Raw genomic sequence first — 19,350 nt, 5'->3', positions numbered from 1 at the left:
TTATTGTTGAATTTTTAAAGAAACAATTCTTAAATTGTACATGTTCGATTATATCACGGTTTTTTTGAATTGTAAAGTAATTTTAGTATATTTGGAATTTTCTGATTATTCAACTTTGATCTCTTTGGCTTGAGAATCTGCAAAGCTTTTTGTGGTATAATTAGAAAACACGGTACGTTATTTAGGAGGATTTTTATGAAAAAGTTTCTGGTTATCGTCTTCACATGCCTTTATGGTCTTTATGCTTTTCCCAGATTAGCCCTAGCAGAAGATTTTTCTGTTTCTGCCAAACACGCTTTTGCAGTCGACGTCGCCAGCGGAAAGATTCTTTATGAAAAAGACGCTCAAACCCCTGCTTCTATTGGGTCTGTTACAAGTTTACTAACAGTTTATCTTGTTTTTGAAGCCATCGAAGAAGGACAACTTTCTATGGATAGTTTGATTTCTATCGGCGATTATCCTTATAGTTTAACTGGAACTGTCGTTAACAATATCAACTTAGATGCTAGATCTTATACGGTTGAGGACCTCCTCAAGGCAACTTTAATTTCTTCAGCAAACAGCTCAACTATTGCACTCGCAGAAGCTGTTGCTGGAAACGAACCTGCCTTTGTCGATAAAATGAAAGCCAAACTCGCTGAATGGGGAATTACTGATGCTAAGTTGGTCAATTCAAGCGGTTTAAATAACAGTTATCTCGGTGATAATCTCTACCCAAATTCAAGCAAAGAAGATGAGAATCAATTGTCTGCCATGGATGTAGCTGTCATTGCTCGTCGCTTAATCTTAGATTATCCCCAAGTATTGAAAATGACTTCGCAATACAGCTATAACTTCCAAGGATACACTTATACTTCTACTAACCAAATGTTGGCAGAGGGTACTTATAAATATCCTGGAGTCGATGGTTTAAAGACAGGAGCAGGGGAAAAATCAGGTACTTCTTTTGTGGCAACCATCCAACAAAATAATATGCGAATTTTGACTGTTGTTCTTGATGCAAACGATAGTCTAGAATATCCTGACAATCGTTTCTCAGCGACAAACGAATTAATTAAATACATTTATAATACATTCACACTAATTTCCTTGGTCGAGAAAGATGAAAGTTATCAATCTTCTAATATAGAAGTTTTCAATGGACAAACAAAAGAAGTCAAATCCGTTGCTGCTAAGGACTTAAATGCTATTGTTCGAAAGGGTGATCAACCCGCCATCTCAGCTAAATACAGTGCTAAAAAAGATACTTTGAATGCCCCTGTTCAAAAGGGACAAGTTCTCGGGACATTGACTTTAGTAGACAAAGACTTAATCGGAAAGGGTTACCTAGAAACACAACCCAGCGTTGATATGGTCACTGCCAAAGACATCTCAGCCGCTCCTTGGCCTGTCTCTTGGTGGAATCATTTTGTCCGCTATGTTAACGAAAAACTGTAAGAAGACTAGCGATGACTGAGCTTTCTTTTGATTGTAGGGTAAACCTATCCAATACGACAGAGAAAAAGCCTTTATTTCCCGGTTTTTCAATTCGATATTATACTCACAACAACTGACAAAACCTTCCGCACGAGCGAAAGGTTTTTCAATTTCCAAGATCCGTTGGAGTAATATTGGATTGGATCTAACCCAACGAATGAGGAAAATCAGAGAATTTCCTTATCTCCCGCTTCTATCTTGGTGGGAAAAGCCTTGCTTTTCCTAATGATATATCGAAATTTTGTAAATTTCGAATTCAGTCGGCAAAAAAGAGTCCCCCGACTCTTTTTTATCCGACTGAACCCTCCATCTCATAGGCGATCAAGCGGTTGAGCTCGACGGCATATTCCATTGGGAGTTCTTTGGTAAAGGGTTCGACAAAGCCCATGACAATCATCTCTGTTGCTTCTTGCTCTGAAAGACCACGGCTCATAAGGTAATAGAGTTGCTCTTCTGAGATTTTAGAGACTTTGGCTTCATGCTCCAAAGCTACTTGTGAGTTATGAATTTCATTAAAGGGAATGGTATCTGAACGAGAAATATCATCCATAAGAATGGTATCACACTCAATATGGCTGATGGATTTCTTAGAATTTTTGTTAAAGGTTACTTGACCTCGATAATTGACCTCTCCGCCGCCACGAGCAATCGATTTAGAGACGATAGAGGAGCTAGTATGGGGAGCATTGTGAATCATCTTGGCACCCGTATCCTGATGCTGACCTTTGTTAGCAAAGGCAATAGAAAGCATGGTTCCACGCGCACCTTCTCCCTCAAGATAGACGGCTGGATACTTCATAGTGGTGTGGGCTCCTAGGTTTCCATCAATCCACTCCACAGTGGCATTTTTCTCGGCACGCGCACGCTTGGTAACCAGGTTATAGACATTATCTGACCAGTTTTGAATGGTAGTATAACGCATATAGGCGTCATCATGGGCAATGATTTCGACAACAGCAGCATGGAGACTGGCTGTTGTGTAGGTCGGTGCAGTACAACCCTCTACATAGTGGATGCTGGCACCCTCGTCCACGATAATCAAGGTCCGCTCAAACTGACCAGTTCCTTCGTTATTGATACGGAAATAGGTTTGAAGTGGGATTTCACATTTGACACCTTTTGGCACATAGATAAAGGTCCCTCCAGACCAAACGGCAGAGTTGAGGGCAGCCAACTTATTATCTGTTGGTGGTACCAATTTGGCGAAGTACTTTTTGAAGAGTTCTGGGTGCTCACGTAGAGCAGAATCAGTATCTGTAAAGATGATACCCAACTTGTCGTATTCTTCTTTCATGTTGTGGTAGACTACTTCAGATTCATACTGAGCAGCAGCACCAGCTAGGTAAGCACGTTCTGCTTCTGGTATACCAATCCGTTCGAAGGTTTCCTTGATTTTATCTGGGACATCATCCCAACTACGAGCTGGTTTTTCAGAGGCTTTTTGGTAATAGATGATTTCATCGAAATCCAATTCAGACAAATCAGCACCCCAGGTTTGCATAGGCATTTTTTTGAATGCTTCATAGGATTTTAAGCGAAAATCCAACATCCATTCTGGTTCATCCTTGGCAGCAGACAACTCACGAATAACTTCTTCGCTAAGCCCCTTTCCTGTCGAATAGATGGGTTCTACATCATCATGAAAACCAAATTGGTATTCACCCAGATCAATAGCTGTTGGTTCTACAATTTCTTCTGACATATTATTCCTTTCATAAGATACTAAGGCGTTTAGCGACATACGGTAAAATAAGCGGTAAGTCAGAAATCTTTGATTTCGTTGACGCACCCTCGTCAGGACTACTAGAGCTCTCAATGTCTGCGAAGGCGAAGAGAGTTCAGACGTCCACGACGTTTTTAAGACGCAGATGTTTTCCACATCTAGGAAGACTTTGTCTTTTTACAAAGTGTCGTAGCCGGGTTCAATTCATAAGATACTGACCTAGTAATCAGTTTCTTTATTTTTGTTCTTGATGACGTTCAATCGCTTTCTTAAGAGCATTCCAGGAAAGGGTAGCACATTTGATGCGTTGAGGGAACTTGCCTACACCCGCTAATAGTGCGGCTTCCCCTAGACTTTCTTGCTCCTTTTCTTCATGACCTTGAATCATAGAAGAAAAAATGTTTGCCAAATCTTGCGCCTCATCCAAGGTTTTGCCAATAACGGCATCGGTCATCATGGAAGCTGAAGCGGTCGAGATGCTACATCCATCTCCGTCAAAAGCAATATCAGCAATTTTTCCTTGTTCATCAATTGAAATGGATAGTTTAATCACATCCCCACAGGTGGGATTATGCATCTCTAGCACTTCTACATTGTCCAACTTCCCACGGTGATGGGGATGTTTGGAATGGTCGGATATAACTGCCATATAGAGAGAGTCTAATTTAGAGAGTGCCATTGAAAAACTCCTTTGTTGCAAGGATAGCTTGGATTAACTTATCGCAATCTTCCTTACTATTATAAATATAAAAGCTGGCGCGAGCAGTTGATGCAACACCTAGATGTGCAATGAGCGGTTGGGCACAATGGTGACCAGCTCGAACGGCCACTCCTTGATAATCTAGGGCTGTGGCTACATCATGAGGATGCAAGTTATCTATATTGAAAGAAATGACACCTGTGCGTTTGGCCAAATCTTGACTGCCATAGATCGTCAAGCCTGGAATGTCTTGTAATTTCGGAAAGACATACTCCATCAATTCTAATTCATGGTCGGATATGGCATCCATACCAATCTCCGTCAAGTAATCAATGGCTGCACCTAGGCCAATTACGCCAGCAATATTGGGCGTACCAGCTTCAAATTTCCAAGGTAGTTCTTTCCAAGAGGCCGATTGTTGACGGACAAAGTCAATCATTTCTCCACCGAATTCGACAGGTGACATAATCTCTAGGATTTCCTCTTTACCATAGAGAACACCGACACCAGTTGGACCCATCATCTTGTGAGCTGAAAAGGCAAAGAAGTCCACATCCAAATCTTGAACGTCAATAACCATGTGAGGCGTTGACTGGGCACCGTCCACCACCATGTATGCACCAACTGCATGAGCTAGTTGAGCAATTTCTTTGATGGGATTGACCACACCTAGAACATTGGACACATGGGCCAAAGAAACAAAGCGAGTTTTTGGACCAATCAGGTCTCTGAGACCTTCCATGTCCAATTCTCCATCTTTGAGGTAAATATAATCCAGCTTGGCACCTGTTTTTCGACAGGCTTCTTGCCAAGGAATAATATTGGAATGGTGCTCCATGATGGAGATAATAACCTGATCCCCTGGTTTTAACATTTCCTCTGCAAAACGTGCCACCCAGTTTAGGCTGGTGGTTGTTCCTCTAGTAAAGAGAATCTCCTTGGTTGACTTGGCATGAATAAAATCCGCCACCTTCTGGCGCACTCCTTCATAAGCTGCGGTTGCTCGCTCTGCCAAGGTGTGTACACCACGGTGAACATTGGCATTATCCTTTTTGTAGTAGTGCTCGACCGCCTGTAAGACCTGCACTGGCTTTTGCGTTGTGGCCGCATTGTCCAGATAAACGAGAGGTTCATCATGAACTGTTTGTTTTAAAATCGGAAAATCTTGGATCAGTCTTTCAAAATCAATTTTTGTCATATTATCTCTTGCTCAATTGGTCTTCGATAACCTGGACCATCTCATCACGAACTTCTTTGACTGGAATCTCAGTAATAACCGACCCCAAGAAACCACGGATAACCAAGCGTTCAGCTGTAGCTCGGTCCAAACCACGACTCATCAAGTAGTACATATCTTCTGGATCTACCTGGCCGATGGACGCGGCATGACCTGCCGTGACTTCATTTTCATCAATAAGCAAAATAGGATTAGCATCTGAACGTGCCTTGTCCGATAACATAAGAACCCGACTTTCCTGCTGAGCATCGGCTCCCTTGGCACCGCGAATGATATGCCCGATACCATTAAAAGTGAGCGTTCCACGTTCTAAAATAACACCATGTTGAAGAATGTGGCCGACTGAATGCTGGCCATAGTTGGTCACTCGACTGTCAATCCCCTGAATCTGACATCCGCTGGATAAAGCGACAACTTTGAGGTCAGCATGACTACCATTCCCCATTAAATCGCTATCGAAATCGGCCACAACATTTCCCTGATTCATCACACCTAGTGCCCAGTCAATGCTGGCATCTTTTGATAGACGACCACGACGGCTCATATAAGTCGTCACGTGTTTGCCCAGGCGATCAATAGCTGAGAACTTGACCTGACTACCTTCTAGCGCCAATACTTCAACAGTGATATTAGCAGATACTTCCAGTTCACCATTTCCTAGGCTTTCAAAACGTTCTAAGTAGTTGATCTGGCTATTTTTACCAGCAATAATGAGGACACGTTTATTAAAAGGTACAGAGCTGGTTGCATCTTGGTAGTAGAGCCCCTCAATCGGTTGTTCTACAACGACATTATCTGGAACATATAGGACAGCGGTCGCATTAAAGTAAGCTGCATTGTAAGCTGCCAATTTGTCTTCATCAATTTTGAGGGCTGTTCCAAAATATTTTTTAATAACTTCTGGAATAACTTCTAAGGCCGAATAAAGGTCCGTGAAGACGACACCTTGTTCTACTAAATCAGCTGGTAGTTGCTCCAGAACAGTTTGTGTCCCAACTTGAACAAGCTTAGGGTTATTATCAAGGGCAGTAAAATCTGGAACATTGGCTAAGCCTTCATTTTCAGCAATAGTGCCATCGCCTAAGTTCCAACGATGCAACTTGACACGTTCAATAACTGGCAACTCTAGGCGATCAATCTGTTCGAAAGCTGACTGGCGTAAATCGGACAACCAAGCTGGTTCAGCATGTTCTAAAGAAAAATTTTGAATCTGTTCTTTGGTCATTTATTCTCTCTTTCTAAATAGCAAAAGTTGTACTAACAAATAGATAAAACTAAGGAAGAAGATAATACATCAATGAAAACAAACAGAATCCTAAGCTTCATGCAATTTGCTACAATGACAAAGATTAGGCTTCTTCTTGCTCTGAGTAGTCAATACCCAGTTCAGCTGCTAAATGAATGTAACCTTCTTTTTCAAGACGTTGAGCTAATTCAGGTCCACCCGAAGCCACTACACGACCTTCCATCATGACATGAACCACGTCAGGCGTGATATAGTTGAGGAGGCGTTGGTAGTGAGTGATAATCATAGCACCAAAACCTTGACCACGCATAGCATTGATCCCTTTAGAAACGACTTTGAGGGCATCAATATCCAAACCTGAATCAATCTCGTCCAAGATAGCAAAGGTCGGCTCAATCATCAGTAATTGCAAAATTTCATTGCGTTTTTTCTCACCACCAGAGAAACCTTCGTTCAGGTAACGCTCTGCCATTTCTTCCTTCATATTGAGGAGAGCCATTTTCTCATCTAACTTTTTAATAAATGGAAGAACAGCTATTTTCTCATTTTCTTCTTTGCCAGCATTCATGGCCGCACGTAGAAATTCAGCATTGGTAATTCCTGGGATTTCTGATGGGTATTGCATAGCCAAAAAGAGGCCCATGCGTGCACGCTCATCCACTTCTAATTCCAAGATGTTAACGCCATCAAAGAGAACCTCTCCTTGAGTTACTTCATAACTTGGATTTCCCATGATAGCTGCGGACAAAGTTGATTTCCCTGTCCCGTTTGGTCCCATAATAGCAGCAATTTCACCTGTTTTTAGAATCAAGTTGACACCTTTGAGGATTTCTTTTCCTTCAATCTCAACATGTAGGTCTTTAATTTCTAATACTGACATGACAAACTCCTTCTCAAGATATGTGTTTAAAATTTTATTTTGCTATTATATCAAATTTTCCCCCTTTTTTCTCCTCCGAGGTCTTGTAAAAGGAGGATCTATCCTATTTTTTAGGAGTAAAAAAGAGCTTCTCAGCTCTTTCCTATTTCTTATTTAGAATGTCGACTTTTCCATTTGGCGATGGCTTCCTGCCTGTAGGATGAATTCCCAATAAATTTAAGGGTATTTAGAAGGGGTGTTCGATTTTCTCCAAAAATGCCTATCATCTCACTAAGAATCAAGACTCCTAAAACCAAGGAAACCATGAGCAATACGCCACCAAAACGGCTGGATACATTCAGCAGGAGTGACGTTAAGGAGAAAATAAAGGAAATGGCGTAGATAACCAAGACTGTTCCTCGATGAGTCAGTCCCATTGAAAGAAGGCGATGATGGAGATGCATACGGTCCGCTTCATAAATCTTCTTTCCAGAAAGACTACGGCGAATGATAGCTACCACAGTATCTGTAATGGGGACACCCAAAATAACCATGGGAGTTACCACCGCAACAGCTGTTGAATTTTTCAACCCTTGTAGGGACAAAACCCCTATCATAAAACCAATAAAGAGGGCACCTGTATCACCTAAATAGATGATAGCCGGGTGATAATTATAGGGTAAAAAACCTGTAATAGAGACTGCCAAAATAAAGATTGTCAGGGGAAGAAAAATATTACTATCATGGAGAAAAAAGTAAGAGACCAAGCCCATTGTGGTTAAAGAGATGATAGACACCCCTGATACCAGACCATCTAAACCGTCGATTAGATTAACAGCATTGGTAATCGCCACTATCCAAAGGATGGTTAAAAAGAAGGAGAGCCATGTGGGGAAAGCCAATAGTGGCCCACCAAAAGGAATCTTAAAGTGATCAAACTTAAAGTCTGTCCAAATCCAGATAATACTTGCAGCCAGGAGAATCCCCATCAATTTAGGCAGGGGTTTCAATTCTTTGATATCATCAACCAAACCTGTGACAATGATAATGCCCCCGGCAATGACTAGGGGCAAAACGTAATGGAAATAAGCACCATTACCATTCAGGTGCTGGATGATACGTGGTAGTAATCCCAGAGTTGAGACAGTAAAAGCAAAAAAAACAGCTAAACCACCAGCCGTAGGCATGGGAACCTTGTTAATACGGCGGGCATTGGGATTGTCCACGGCACCTATTTTGAAGGATAAAAAACGAACAAGAGGGGTAGCTATTGCAGAAACAATGAGAGTTGAAATCAGGACGATGATATATTTCAATGCGAATGGTATCATGTCAAGTCAACCTTTCTCAGCTCCTCAACTGCATCTGTCGGCAAAATCAGTTTCCCATGTTCTTGAAGAACAGGACGACTGATAGCCGTATCATCTGCATGTTCCAACATGCGTGACAAAAGATAATCCGGATATTGCCTAGATCGGTTTTCGACATTAATGAGCACAGTCATAAAATAGCGAGAATCCATCTTATACAGTTCTGAAGTATCTACTTGAAAATCAATGGTCTTGGCAAAACGAACGGCTTGTCCCAGATCTTTAAAATCTAAAATATAGTAAATATATTTTTGTTCTTCATCATCTTCTTGATCTAACTCTTCTACCTCTTCTAGATGGCGAACAGCTGCTTGATCTCCCCTAGCCAAACTCTTATCACGGGTTGATTTTTCCAATGTTTTCAAAAACTCATCCGGTGTCATTTGCGAGATTTCTTCCAAGTTTGCAAAATCAGCCAAATCCTCAAAGTCCATATTGCGATCAATATCGGACTTGGTCACAAAAATATCCACCTTGTCTGGCTTAGGCGTCACACGAAAGCTCAACATTCCACTCTCACGGAAGGTAATCGGCAGATCTAATTCATCCAAAACGGCATAGAAAAAGTCTTCTGTCTTCTCTTGCGGAATCAGAAAATCTGCTAGTTCCATACCTCTTTCTTCTAAATCATCCATCTTGATGGTGATTTTCAGTGTTGAATCACTGATTTGTTTCATCTTCATAGCACTACCTCATACATTTGTCTATCCATTATACAGGAAAAGACACATTTTTACAAAGGAAAAGCCGGACAAGCCGACTTAACTACTACCATTTAAAAATTAGTTTAGCAAGATAATAAGCCATCAACACAGCGCCCAATCCGATACGGTATTTACCAAAAATCGTAAAGTCATGTTTTTTCACATAATCAGTCAGGAAACGAATAGCCAGGATAGAAACTCCAAAAGCTGTTACCATAGCCAGAATCAAGAGCAACCATTGTCCCCCTGTTACCGAAACCCCACTGGCTAGGATCTTAACTAACTTGAGGAAACTTGCTCCAAACATAATGGGAATTCCGAGGAAGAAGGTGAACTCAGTCGCCACTTGACGACTAGTTCCCAGCAAGATACCGCCCAAGATAGTGGCACCAGAACGGCTGGTCCCTGGAATCAGAGCCAAAACTTGGAAAAAACCGATGAAGAGAGCTGTCTTATAAGGTAAACGACTCAAACTAGAAACCGAAGGTTCTAAATTTTCATTTCGTTTCTCAACATAGAGAAAAGCAAAACCATAAGCAATGAGCATGAGAGCAACCGTGATAAAGTTATAAAAAGTTGCATCTAACCAGTCATCTAAAAAGAGCCCCAAAACTGCAGCTGGCAATGCCGCTACAAGCACTTTAGCCCAGAGTTGCCATGTCAATCGAACTTGTTTTTCGCTTTTGCCCCTTTGGAAAGGATTGAGCCTTTCAAAATAAATGACCATAACCGCTAGAATAGCCCCCAGCTGGATGACCACATTAAACATGGACATAAAATCATCACTGACATTGCTGAATTTAACAAACTCTTGTACCAAAATCAAGTGACCTGTACTAGAAATAGGCAACCACTCTGAAATTCCTTCGACAATTCCATAAAAAATGGCTTTTAAAATCTCTAAAATCATGATTTTCCCTCTCTTTCGCTTGTATTATTATATCACACTTCCTAATAATCATAGAAAAAAATTCAAGAGATTGAAATTTTTCAGAATTTTTTATACAATGTAACAAATACTTTTTAAATAGGAGAATTTATGAAAAAGAAATTTGGCCTGCTCATTTTGCTCTTCATGGCCTTTGTAAGTACAGGATTGAGCGTCAAAGCAGATGATTATCTCCGCGTCGGTATGGAAGCAGCCTACGCCCCATTTAACTGGACACAAGACGATGCTTCAAATGGAGCTGTACCAATTGAAGGAACTAGCCAATTTGCCAATGGATACGACGTTCAAATCGCTAAGAAAGTCGCAGCGGATATGGGCAAGGAGCTCTTGGTTGTCAAAACATCCTGGACTGGATTAATTCCAGCTTTAACTTCAGGGAAAATCGACATGATTGCCGCGGGAATGAGTCCTACGGCTGAACGTAAAAAAGAAATCGCCTTTTCAGACAGTTACTATACCAGCTACCCTGTACTGGTTGTTGCAGCAGATGGAGTTTATGCAGATGCTAAATCTATTAATGAGTTCAAAGGTGCGAAAGTCACTGCTCAACAAGGTGTTTGGCACGTTGACCTCTTGACTAAAATTCCGGATGCCGTTCCACAAACACCGATGGGTGACTTCTCTCAGATGCGTCAGGCACTCTCATCAGGTATCATTGATGCCTATATTTCCGAGCGTCCAGAAGCTATTACAGCTGAACAAGCAGATAAGAAATTCAAGATGATTGCTTTGGAAGAAGGATTTGAAGTCCCTGAGGAAAATGCTGCAACTGCTGTTGGACTTCGCAAAAATGATACAGAGACTTTAGAGAAAGTCAATGCTGTGTTGGCTACTATTACCAATGAAGACCAGGTAGCTCTCATGGATCAGATGATTGAAATCCAACCAGTTGAAAATGCTGATCAAGAAACACCTAGTTTCTTCCAGCAGATGCTTACTATTCTGACCAACAACTGGAAACAATTCTTACGCGGTACAGGAATCACTCTTCTTATTTCTATGGTTGGTACCATCACAGGACTTCTTATCGGACTCCTTATCGGGGTCTACCGTACTGCTCCAAAAGCTGCTAACAAAGGCCTTGCTATCCTTCAGAAAGTTTTTAGTTGGTTACTGTCAGCCTATATCGAAATCTTCCGCGGCACCCCTATGATTGTACAATCTATGGTTATCTACTACGGAACTGCCCAAGCATTTGGTCTTTCTCTTGACCGTACTCTAGCTGCCATCTTTATCGTTTCCATCAATACAGGCGCTTATATGAGTGAAATTGTTCGCGGGGGTATCTTCGCCGTTGATAAAGGACAATTTGAAGCAGCTACTGCTCTCGGATTTACTCATGGACAAACCATGCGTAAGATTGTTTTGCCACAGGTTATTCGCAATATTTTACCAGCAACTGGTAACGAATTTGTTATCAATATCAAGGATACTTCTGTATTGAACGTTATCTCTGTTGTCGAACTTTACTTCTCAGGAAATACAGTGGCAACTCAGACCTATCAATATTTCCAAACCTTTACCATTATCGCTATCATCTACTTCATACTCACCTTTACTGTGACTAGAATCCTCCGCTATGTGGAGAAACGTTTTGATGCCGATAACTACACCACTGGTGCTAATCAAATCCAAACGAAGGTGGTTAAATAATGTCACAAGCAATTTTAGAAATCAAGCATTTAAAGAAATCTTTCGGTGCCAATGAGGTCCTCAAGGATATTTCATTAGCCGTCCATAAAGGAGAGGTTATCTCCATCATTGGTTCATCCGGTTCTGGTAAATCAACCCTTTTACGTTCTATCAACCTTCTAGAAGAGCCTTCTGGCGGCCAAATCATTTTCCATGGTCAAGATGTTTTGGAAAAAGGTTATGATTTGAATACTTACCGAGAAAAATTAGGGATGGTTTTCCAATCCTTTAACCTATTTGAAAACCTCAATGTCCTGGAAAATGCCATTGTAGCCCAAACAACTGTCCTCAAGCGTTCTCGTACAGAAGCAGAGGAAATTGCAAAAGAAAATCTCAACAAGGTCGGTATGACGGAGCAGTATTGGCAAGCAAAACCAAAACAACTTTCCGGCGGTCAAAAACAACGGGTTGCTATCGCTCGTGCTCTCTCTGTCAATCCAGAAGCCATGCTCTTTGATGAGCCAACTTCTGCCCTGGACCCAGAAATGGTCGGTGAAGTTCTCAAGACAATGCAAGAGTTGGCTGAGACAGGATTGACCATGATTATCGTGACGCATGAAATGGAATTTGCGAAGGATGTTTCAGACCGTGTCATCTTCATGGACAAAGGTGTTATTGCCGAGCAAGGAACACCAGAAGAAATTTTTGAAGATCCCAAAGAAGAGCGGACAAAAGTTTTCTTACAACGTTTCCTAAAGTAAAAATAGAGAAATCTCCCAAGTTTATGGAACTGGGAGATTTTTTATAAGTTCATTTATCAAATGAATCCTTAAAGAATATCAAAGCAGGTAAGCTAAAGCGGTATAGACATCCTTGGTAGTAAGCAAGAAGCCTTAACAAAGCATCATCTTGATTGTCAAAGAGTATAAGTTAGACATTTTTTCCGCCCAAGCAACTTGATTCTCATGAAAATTTTCTTCTAACAAACTATAACTCTAAAAAATAGTTTCTCAATTACACAAGAAGAATCCCCAGTAAATTAAATGCATTTTTATTATAAATTTAGGGTCTTTTATCAACTTATCAAAGGAGACTTTTTACTCATTTATCTATTTTATTTCTTATCTACAAAGAAAAGTAAAAATAGGTAGGGTCGAGCGACGTAGATATCCTTAGCACTAGGAAAGGAACTTCTAAAAAATAGCTTTTTGATTATCAAAAAGTATGAAAATCCATCCTATCACTCATTATTATCTATTTTTAAACAGAAAACGCAACTCCTTCGAGCTGCGTTCATTGTTGAAATGAATACGATTATCCTTCGTATTTTTTATGATTTTTGTCGTAAAAATCAATCAAACCCAAAGCAGTCGCAAATGAGATATTATCAATCTTTGCTCTACCTTGTGCAAGGGCAATAACAGACATTTCGCGGGCATTTGTTTCTTTGCTGATACGGTATCCAGTGATTTTTTTATCACGGACCCAACCCACTACTGCTGCAACCTTTTCATAGCTTGTCATGAGGAACCCCTTTCTTTTAAACTATTTATCTTAGTAATTATAGTATAGCTTTTTTAGAATGTCAAGATACATCAAGCTATTTTTCGAACAAAATTGGACATTTTATTCAAAAAAGTCTATTTAGCCTTTAAGGCCGACAACATTTGACTTCTGATATCTTCAACTCCATTTGGTGAATTCGGCAGAAATAGAGTTTGATTCCCTGCTTGAGCAAACTGATTAAGGGTATCCAAATACTGGTTGGTCAAGAGGATAGCCATAATTTGTTCTTCGGACATGCCAATATTTGCTTCCTTGAGTTCTGCAATGGAGTCTGCCAGCCCATCCACAATGGCTTTACGTTGTTGAGCAATACCAACACCATGAAGTCGATCCTTTTCAGCTTCCGCTTCTGCAGCAGTAACAATCTTAATTTTATCTGCATTGGCCAATTCTTGAGCAGCTACACGTTTACGCTGTGCAGCATTAATTTCGTTCATGGATTGTTTCACTTCAGAATCTGGTTCCACTTTGGTAATCAGAGTTTTCACAATAATATAGCCATAAGTAGACATTTCTTCTGCTACTTGTCGTTGAACTTCTAAAGCAATTTCATCCTTTTTCTCGAAGAGTTCGTCCAAGGTCAACTTGGGTACTGAAGACCGCAGAGCATCCTCAATATAGGACTTGATTTGCTCTTCTGGTCGCATCAGTTTGTAATAAGCATCCATAACGTTTTGCTCGTTGACACGGTATTGAGTCGCAATGTTGAGGGTAACAAAAACATTATCATTTGTCTTGGTTTCCACAATCAACTCACTCTGAAGCAGGCGAAGTTGAATGCGGGCTGCAATTTTATCAATTCCAAATGGCATACGGACATGGATACCACTTGAGACGGTTGCTTGATATTTACCAAATCGCTCGACAATGACCACTGTCTGCTGCCTAACGACATAAAGTGTACTAGCGATAATAGCCACTGCTACAATGATCAAAAATAATGGAAAAATAAGATATACCATATAACACCACCTTTTCTAAAAAAATATTAAACCAACATTTGATAGAGAGAGTCATTCTCATGCAAGTTTACGTAGTTAGGGTCAAATGCTTCTAGGCGTGCAATGAAATCAGGGTAATCATTTTTATCACCTAGAGCAATACCAATCAATACAGGGCCAGTCCCTTTATTCGCACGCTTAATATACTCAAATCGTGTAATGTCATCCTGCTCTCCTAGAATATCATTTACAAATTCCCGAAGAGCACCTGGACGCTGTGGAAAATTAACAACGAAGTAATGCTTGACACCGGCATAAATGAGAGAACGTTCTTCCATTTCCGGCATGCGGTTAATATCATTGTTGCCCCCTGAAATGATACAACAAATTGTCTTGCCTTTAATCTGGTCTTTGATAACTTCTAGAGCAGCAATCGACGCTGCCCCAGCCGGTTCAGCTACAATTCCTTGTTTGGAATAAAGATCCAAAATCGTCTCGGAAATCCAACCTTCATCCACCCCAATCAACTGATCAACATATTTACGGGACACTTCATAAGTAGTTGTTCCAACCTTTTGAACAGCAATGCCATCTGCAAACTTATCAATATGATCCAGTTTGACAGGCCGGCCTTTATCAAAGGCTGCTTTCATAGACCGAGCTCCGCTAGCCTCTACACCTGTTACTTTAATTTCAGGTGCCCGATCTTTTAGGTAAGTTGAAACTCCAGCAATGAGTCCACCACCACCAACTGGAATAAGGAGTTGATCGAAGGCAATGCCTTGATGATCAGCTTGCTCTAAGATCTCAACCGCTACTGTACCCTGACCGGCTTGAACATCCTCGTCATCAAAGGGGTCAATAAAAGTCTTATTGCTTTCTGTGCTATAGTCCAAGGCTGCCCGTGCCGATTCATCAAAGGTATCACCCGTAAGGCGAATAGTGACCTGGTCCCCACCAAAAAACTTTACTTGGCTAATTTTTTGTTGAGGTGTCGTGACTGGCATGAAGATGGTTGCTGGAATTTTCATTTCATTACAGGTGTAGGCAACACCTTGAGCATGGTTACCAGCTGATGCACAAACAACTCCAACTACTTTTTCCTCTGCGGACAACTGGGAAATAGCATAATAAGCTCCACGAATTTTAAAGGAACGAACTCTTTGTTCATTCTCTCGTTTGGTATAGATTTCCGCCCCATATTTTTCTGACAAATATCGGTCATAGTGCAAAGATGTTTTGACGACCACATCTTTTAAGACCTGATAAGCTTCTTCGACATTTCTAGCTGAAAGCATGTTCTTAACCTCCTCGTTCATTACCAAATATGGTTCCATTTTATCACAAAGTCTTAAGCTCCGTGCAAGTTATAAGATAATTTCTCTATAAACTGACACAGATTTCAGCTCTTTTTTATTATAGCACCTGTCGAAAGTTTAAGCAAATAAATTATAGAAAGTCCTTACAATTTAATTTAACGGGCTCTATTCTTTGTGATTTTGATGCGAAAAAACGGGTTTCCCCGTTTTTCGATATTTTATTGGATTCAATTAATTATAGATTTTAAAGGAATCATCGTCGTTACGACCAACAAACGGCATGGCTTTGCGCAATTCTTCACCGACTTTTTCGATTTCAAGACCAGCTGCTGCATCACGGTAAGCTTGCATTTTCGGACGACCAGCCTTGTAGTCATTCACAAAGTCGTTTGCAAATTTACCAGATTGGATATCTGCCAAGACAGCCTTCATGTTTTCTTTCACTTGATCTGTGATAACACGAGGTCCGGATACATAATCACCATACTCGGCAGTATTTGAGATAGATTGGCGCATCTTCTTAAAGCCACCCTCATAAACCAAGTCAACGATGAGTTTCATTTCATGTAGTACTTCGAAGTAGGCCAATTCTGGTGCATAGCCAGCTTCTGTCAAGACTTCAAAACCAGCTTCCATGAGGGCAGTCAAACCACCACATAGTACAGCTTGCTCCCCAAAGAGATCTTCTTCTGTTTCTTCTTTGAAGCTTGTCTCCAAAAGACCTACGCGTGCTGAACCAACACCCTTGGCCCAGTCCATGGCAATATCTTTAGCATTACCCGTCGCATCTTGGTAAACTGCGTAAAGGGCTGGAACACCGAAGCCTTCTTCAAAGGTACGACGTACCAAGTGACCCGGTCCTTTCGGCGCACACATGAAGACATCTACATCTGCAGGAACCTTGATAAATTCAAAGTGAACATTGAATCCATGAGCAAAACCGAGGGCATTACCAGCTACTAAGTTTGGCGCGATTTCTTCATTGTAGAGGTCCGCTTGAATTTCATCTGGTGCCAAGACCATGATGACATCCGCCAATTTAGCAGCTTCTGCCACTTCATAAGTCTCAAAGCCATCTTCTTTCGCCTTGTCGAAGGATTTACCAGCACGCACACCGATGATGACATCGTGACCTGTATCACGTAAGTTTTGTGCATGAGCATGGCCTTGTGAACCATAACCAACTACTGCGATTTTCTTGCCATCAAGGGCTGGAACTTTTACATCTGCTTCATATTGCATTTTAACTGCCATTTTTTTCTCTTTTCTATATTATTCTTGATTGCTGAAGACACCTATAAGAATCAGTATCAGATAATGGGCGCAACACTCTTTATTGTTAAAGATTCTCAATCACGGCTAAAGCCAGTTGCTCCTGTACGAGCTAAGTTTTTAATGCCATAAGGCTGAACGACGCGAAGAAGAGCTTCAATTTTTGTTCCATCTCCTGTCATTTGCACGGTTATAGAATGAGGTGCTACATCGACCACACTCGCACGGAATGGTTGGATAATAGCTAAAATTTCAGCACGCTTATTTGCCGGTGCAGAAATCTTAACCAAGAGAACTTCTCTTTCCAAGTGTGGGATATCTGTGATGTCTTTGACGCGAACTACATCAATTAGTCGGTTGAGTTGCTTGGTGATTTGTTCTACCTCATCCAGCGTTTCCACCTCAATGATAACGGTCACCCGAGATATGCCAGCTACTTCTGTTGGACCCACTGAGATAGAATTAATATTGACCTGGCGACGGGATAGAACTCCGGTAAAACGGTTGAGAACTCCCGAAGAATCTCTCAATTTTGCTGTTAACATTCTACGCATTGAACTTCACCCCCAACATTTCATGATTGGCCTTTCCAGATGGCACCATAGGGAGTACATGCTCTCTATTTGAAATCGATACCTCAATCAACATAGGCTTATCTTCTAAGATCACTTGGAGGTCTTCCCTAATACTAGCTGGCTCTTCAAAAAGATAATGGGAAATCGAGTAGGCTTCTGCCAAGAGTTGGAAATTTGGCTCATCATCAAAGGTCGAGTGGCTGCGGTGTTCATTGTAGAAGGACTCCTGCCACTGACGAACCATTCCTAGGGAGTGGTTATTAAGAAGAACGACCTTGATTGGAATGCCGTAACCATTGAGAATGGCCAGCTCTTGATTGGTCATTTGGAAACCACCATCACCGACAAAGAGAATCACTTCCTTATCCGGATTAGCTAGTTTAGCTCCAATGGCAGCAGGAATTCCAAAGCCCATGGTTCCCATACCACCAGATGTAATTAACTGGCGCGCATTTTTGAAGGGATAATACTGAGCTGTCCACATTTGGTGCTGGCCAACATCTGTCACAATAATAGCTTGACCATCTGTCAATTGGCCAATGATTTCAATCACTTCCTGTGGTTTGACAAAATTTTTATCTTCATCATAAGCAAAAGGAGCCCGGCGCTTATTGTCTAAAACATGTGCCGTCCATTCCTTAAAGTCCGTTTCCACCTGATCAAAACGGAGTAGCATTTCCAAAGTTTTCTTTGCATCGCCGACGACTGGAATGTCTGTCTTAATTACCTTGCCAATCTCGGCAGGATCAACGTCGACATGAGCGACCGTCATATCGACGGCAAAACTGTTGACACGACCGGTCAAACGGTCATCAAAGCGAGCCCCAATATTGAGGATAAAATCTGCTTCTGTCAAAGCCATATTGGACGCATAGGATCCGTGCATGCCACCCATGCCCAGCGACAAGTCGTGTTCAATGGGCATGGCCCCCAGACCCAGCAAAGTTGAAACGACTGGAATCTGGTAGCGTTCTGCAAAGGCAATCAATTCTTGATTAGCATCGGCATAATTGATACCACCACCCGCTAGGAGAACAGGTTTTTTCGAAAGGGTCAATTGATGCAAAATCTTCTTAACTTGCAGACCATTTGGCTCGACTGTCGGTTGATAACTTGGTAAATGAACGGTCGGATCATGATGGGCTTCTACCATCCGTTCTTGAATATCTTTAGGAACATCGATGACTACAGGACCTGGACGTCCAGTCGTTGCAATATGAATGGCTTCTGTAATAATCCGAGGAATGTCTTCTGTGTGGCGAATCTGATAATTATACTTGGTAATCGGCGTTGTAATCCCGATGATATCGGCCTCCTGGAAGGCATCTTTCCCGATACCCGGAGTAGCTACTTGACCAGAGAAGACAAGGAGAGGAACACTATCGCCCATAGCATCTGCAATACCCGTGATTGCATTTGTCGCACCAGGCCCACTTGTAACCACGACCACGCCAATACGACCACTAGATTTAGCATACCCTTCGGCAGCATGGACGGCCCCTTGTTCATGACGAGCAAGGATGTGCCGTATATTCTTATAATGAAAGATAGCTTCATAAAGCGGCAAGACCGCTCCGCCGGGATAGCCAAAAATCGTTTCCACACCCAGCTTGGCAAGGGTATCCAAAATCAAGTATGACCCCGTTCGAGCGGTATCTAATTGTATTTGTTGCAAGAAAATTCCTCCCTTCTTTTCTCCTATACTTATCACACTTCAGTAACAAGGTAAATATCATAAAATTTTTATTTATCTACTATCATATCACAAATCAAATCAAAGT

At 41.3% G+C, this 19,350-nt stretch carries 17 protein-coding genes; 3 read left to right on the top strand and 14 right to left on the bottom strand.

The window, feature by feature from the left end:
• Positions 1-195 precede the first annotated feature (195 nt).
• Positions 196-1,437: a D-alanyl-D-alanine carboxypeptidase PBP3 gene (pbp3, locus tag BN1356_RS11515; RefSeq protein WP_093651526.1), complete on the top strand. Its 1,242-nt coding sequence runs from the start codon at positions 196-198 to the stop codon at positions 1,435-1,437.
• 328 nt (positions 1,438-1,765) lie between these two features.
• Here pbp3 and sufB read toward each other — a convergent pair whose 3' ends face one another.
• The 8 genes from sufB to BN1356_RS11475 all read right to left on the bottom strand — a co-directional run bounded on the left by sufB (position 1,766) and on the right by BN1356_RS11475 (position 10,228).
• Positions 1,766-3,178: a Fe-S cluster assembly protein SufB gene (gene sufB, locus BN1356_RS11510; RefSeq protein WP_093651525.1), complete on the bottom strand. Its 1,413-nt coding sequence runs from the start codon at positions 3,176-3,178 to the stop codon at positions 1,766-1,768.
• 256 nt (positions 3,179-3,434) lie between these two features.
• Positions 3,435-3,878 (bottom strand): Fe-S cluster assembly sulfur transfer protein SufU, encoded by a 444-nt coding sequence (gene sufU / locus BN1356_RS11505; RefSeq protein ID WP_093651524.1) that lies wholly within the window; start codon positions 3,876-3,878, stop codon positions 3,435-3,437.
• Positions 3,865-5,097, bottom strand: a complete 1,233-nt coding sequence (locus BN1356_RS11500; protein WP_093651523.1) for a cysteine desulfurase — start codon at positions 5,095-5,097, stop codon at positions 3,865-3,867. Before BN1356_RS11500 ends, sufU begins: the two co-directional genes overlap by 14 nt.
• A 1-nt stretch (position 5,098) precedes the next feature.
• Complete coding sequence (sufD, locus tag BN1356_RS11495; protein ID WP_093651522.1) at positions 5,099-6,361, bottom strand: Fe-S cluster assembly protein SufD; 1,263 nt, start codon at positions 6,359-6,361, stop codon at positions 5,099-5,101.
• Between the two features lie 124 nt (positions 6,362-6,485).
• On the bottom strand, positions 6,486-7,262 hold the full coding sequence (gene sufC, locus BN1356_RS11490) for a Fe-S cluster assembly ATPase SufC (RefSeq protein WP_093651521.1): 777 nt from the start codon (positions 7,260-7,262) through the stop codon (positions 6,486-6,488).
• A gap of 149 nt (positions 7,263-7,411) precedes the next feature.
• The gene (locus BN1356_RS11485; protein WP_093651520.1) at positions 7,412-8,572 is read right to left on the bottom strand and encodes a glycosyltransferase family 4 protein; all 1,161 of its coding nucleotides are present in this window, start codon (positions 8,570-8,572) and stop codon (positions 7,412-7,414) included.
• On the bottom strand, positions 8,569-9,294 hold the full coding sequence (gene mecA / locus BN1356_RS11480) for an adaptor protein MecA (RefSeq protein ID WP_093651519.1): 726 nt from the start codon (positions 9,292-9,294) through the stop codon (positions 8,569-8,571). Before mecA ends, BN1356_RS11485 begins: the two co-directional genes overlap by 4 nt.
• A gap of 85 nt (positions 9,295-9,379) precedes the next feature.
• Complete coding sequence (locus tag BN1356_RS11475; RefSeq protein ID WP_093651518.1) at positions 9,380-10,228, bottom strand: undecaprenyl-diphosphate phosphatase; 849 nt, start codon at positions 10,226-10,228, stop codon at positions 9,380-9,382.
• A gap of 162 nt (positions 10,229-10,390) precedes the next feature.
• On the opposite strand from BN1356_RS11475, the gene BN1356_RS11470 reads away from it, so the two are divergent.
• Both BN1356_RS11470 and BN1356_RS11465 read left to right on the top strand, forming a co-directional pair.
• Entirely contained in the window at positions 10,391-11,917 is a 1,527-nt protein-coding gene (locus BN1356_RS11470) for an ABC transporter substrate-binding protein/permease (RefSeq protein ID WP_425423532.1), read from the top strand.
• Positions 11,917-12,657 (top strand): amino acid ABC transporter ATP-binding protein, encoded by a 741-nt coding sequence (locus BN1356_RS11465; RefSeq protein WP_093651516.1) that lies wholly within the window; start codon positions 11,917-11,919, stop codon positions 12,655-12,657. The genes BN1356_RS11470 and BN1356_RS11465 overlap by 1 nt, the downstream gene beginning before the upstream one ends.
• A 553-nt stretch (positions 12,658-13,210) precedes the next feature.
• Here BN1356_RS11465 and BN1356_RS11460 read toward each other — a convergent pair.
• The 6 genes from BN1356_RS11460 to BN1356_RS11435 all read right to left on the bottom strand — a co-directional run bounded on the left by BN1356_RS11460 (position 13,211) and on the right by BN1356_RS11435 (position 19,244).
• Entirely contained in the window at positions 13,211-13,420 is a 210-nt protein-coding gene (locus BN1356_RS11460) for a capsule biosynthesis transcriptional regulator (protein ID WP_018166113.1), read from the bottom strand.
• A gap of 116 nt (positions 13,421-13,536) precedes the next feature.
• On the bottom strand, positions 13,537-14,424 hold the full coding sequence (locus tag BN1356_RS11455; protein WP_093651515.1) for an SPFH domain-containing protein: 888 nt from the start codon (positions 14,422-14,424) through the stop codon (positions 13,537-13,539).
• A 26-nt stretch (positions 14,425-14,450) separates the two neighbouring features.
• A complete protein-coding gene (gene ilvA / locus BN1356_RS11450; RefSeq protein ID WP_093651514.1) occupies positions 14,451-15,701 on the bottom strand; it encodes a threonine ammonia-lyase IlvA in 1,251 nt (416 codons plus the stop codon).
• A 252-nt stretch (positions 15,702-15,953) separates the two neighbouring features.
• A complete protein-coding gene (ilvC, locus tag BN1356_RS11445) occupies positions 15,954-16,976 on the bottom strand; it encodes a ketol-acid reductoisomerase (protein ID WP_093651513.1) in 1,023 nt (340 codons plus the stop codon).
• Positions 16,977-17,071: 95 nt separating this feature from the next.
• Positions 17,072-17,548: an acetolactate synthase small subunit gene (gene ilvN, locus BN1356_RS11440; protein WP_093651512.1), complete on the bottom strand. Its 477-nt coding sequence runs from the start codon at positions 17,546-17,548 to the stop codon at positions 17,072-17,074.
• Positions 17,541-19,244, bottom strand: a complete 1,704-nt coding sequence (locus tag BN1356_RS11435) for an acetolactate synthase large subunit (protein ID WP_093651511.1) — start codon at positions 19,242-19,244, stop codon at positions 17,541-17,543. Before BN1356_RS11435 ends, ilvN begins: the two co-directional genes overlap by 8 nt.
• Between the last annotated feature and the right edge of the window lie 106 nt (positions 19,245-19,350).

The organism is Streptococcus varani, assembly GCF_001375655.1.
GTDB classification, from domain to species: domain Bacteria; phylum Bacillota; class Bacilli; order Lactobacillales; family Streptococcaceae; genus Streptococcus; species Streptococcus varani.
This window is presented reverse-complemented; position numbering and strand designations above follow the sequence as displayed.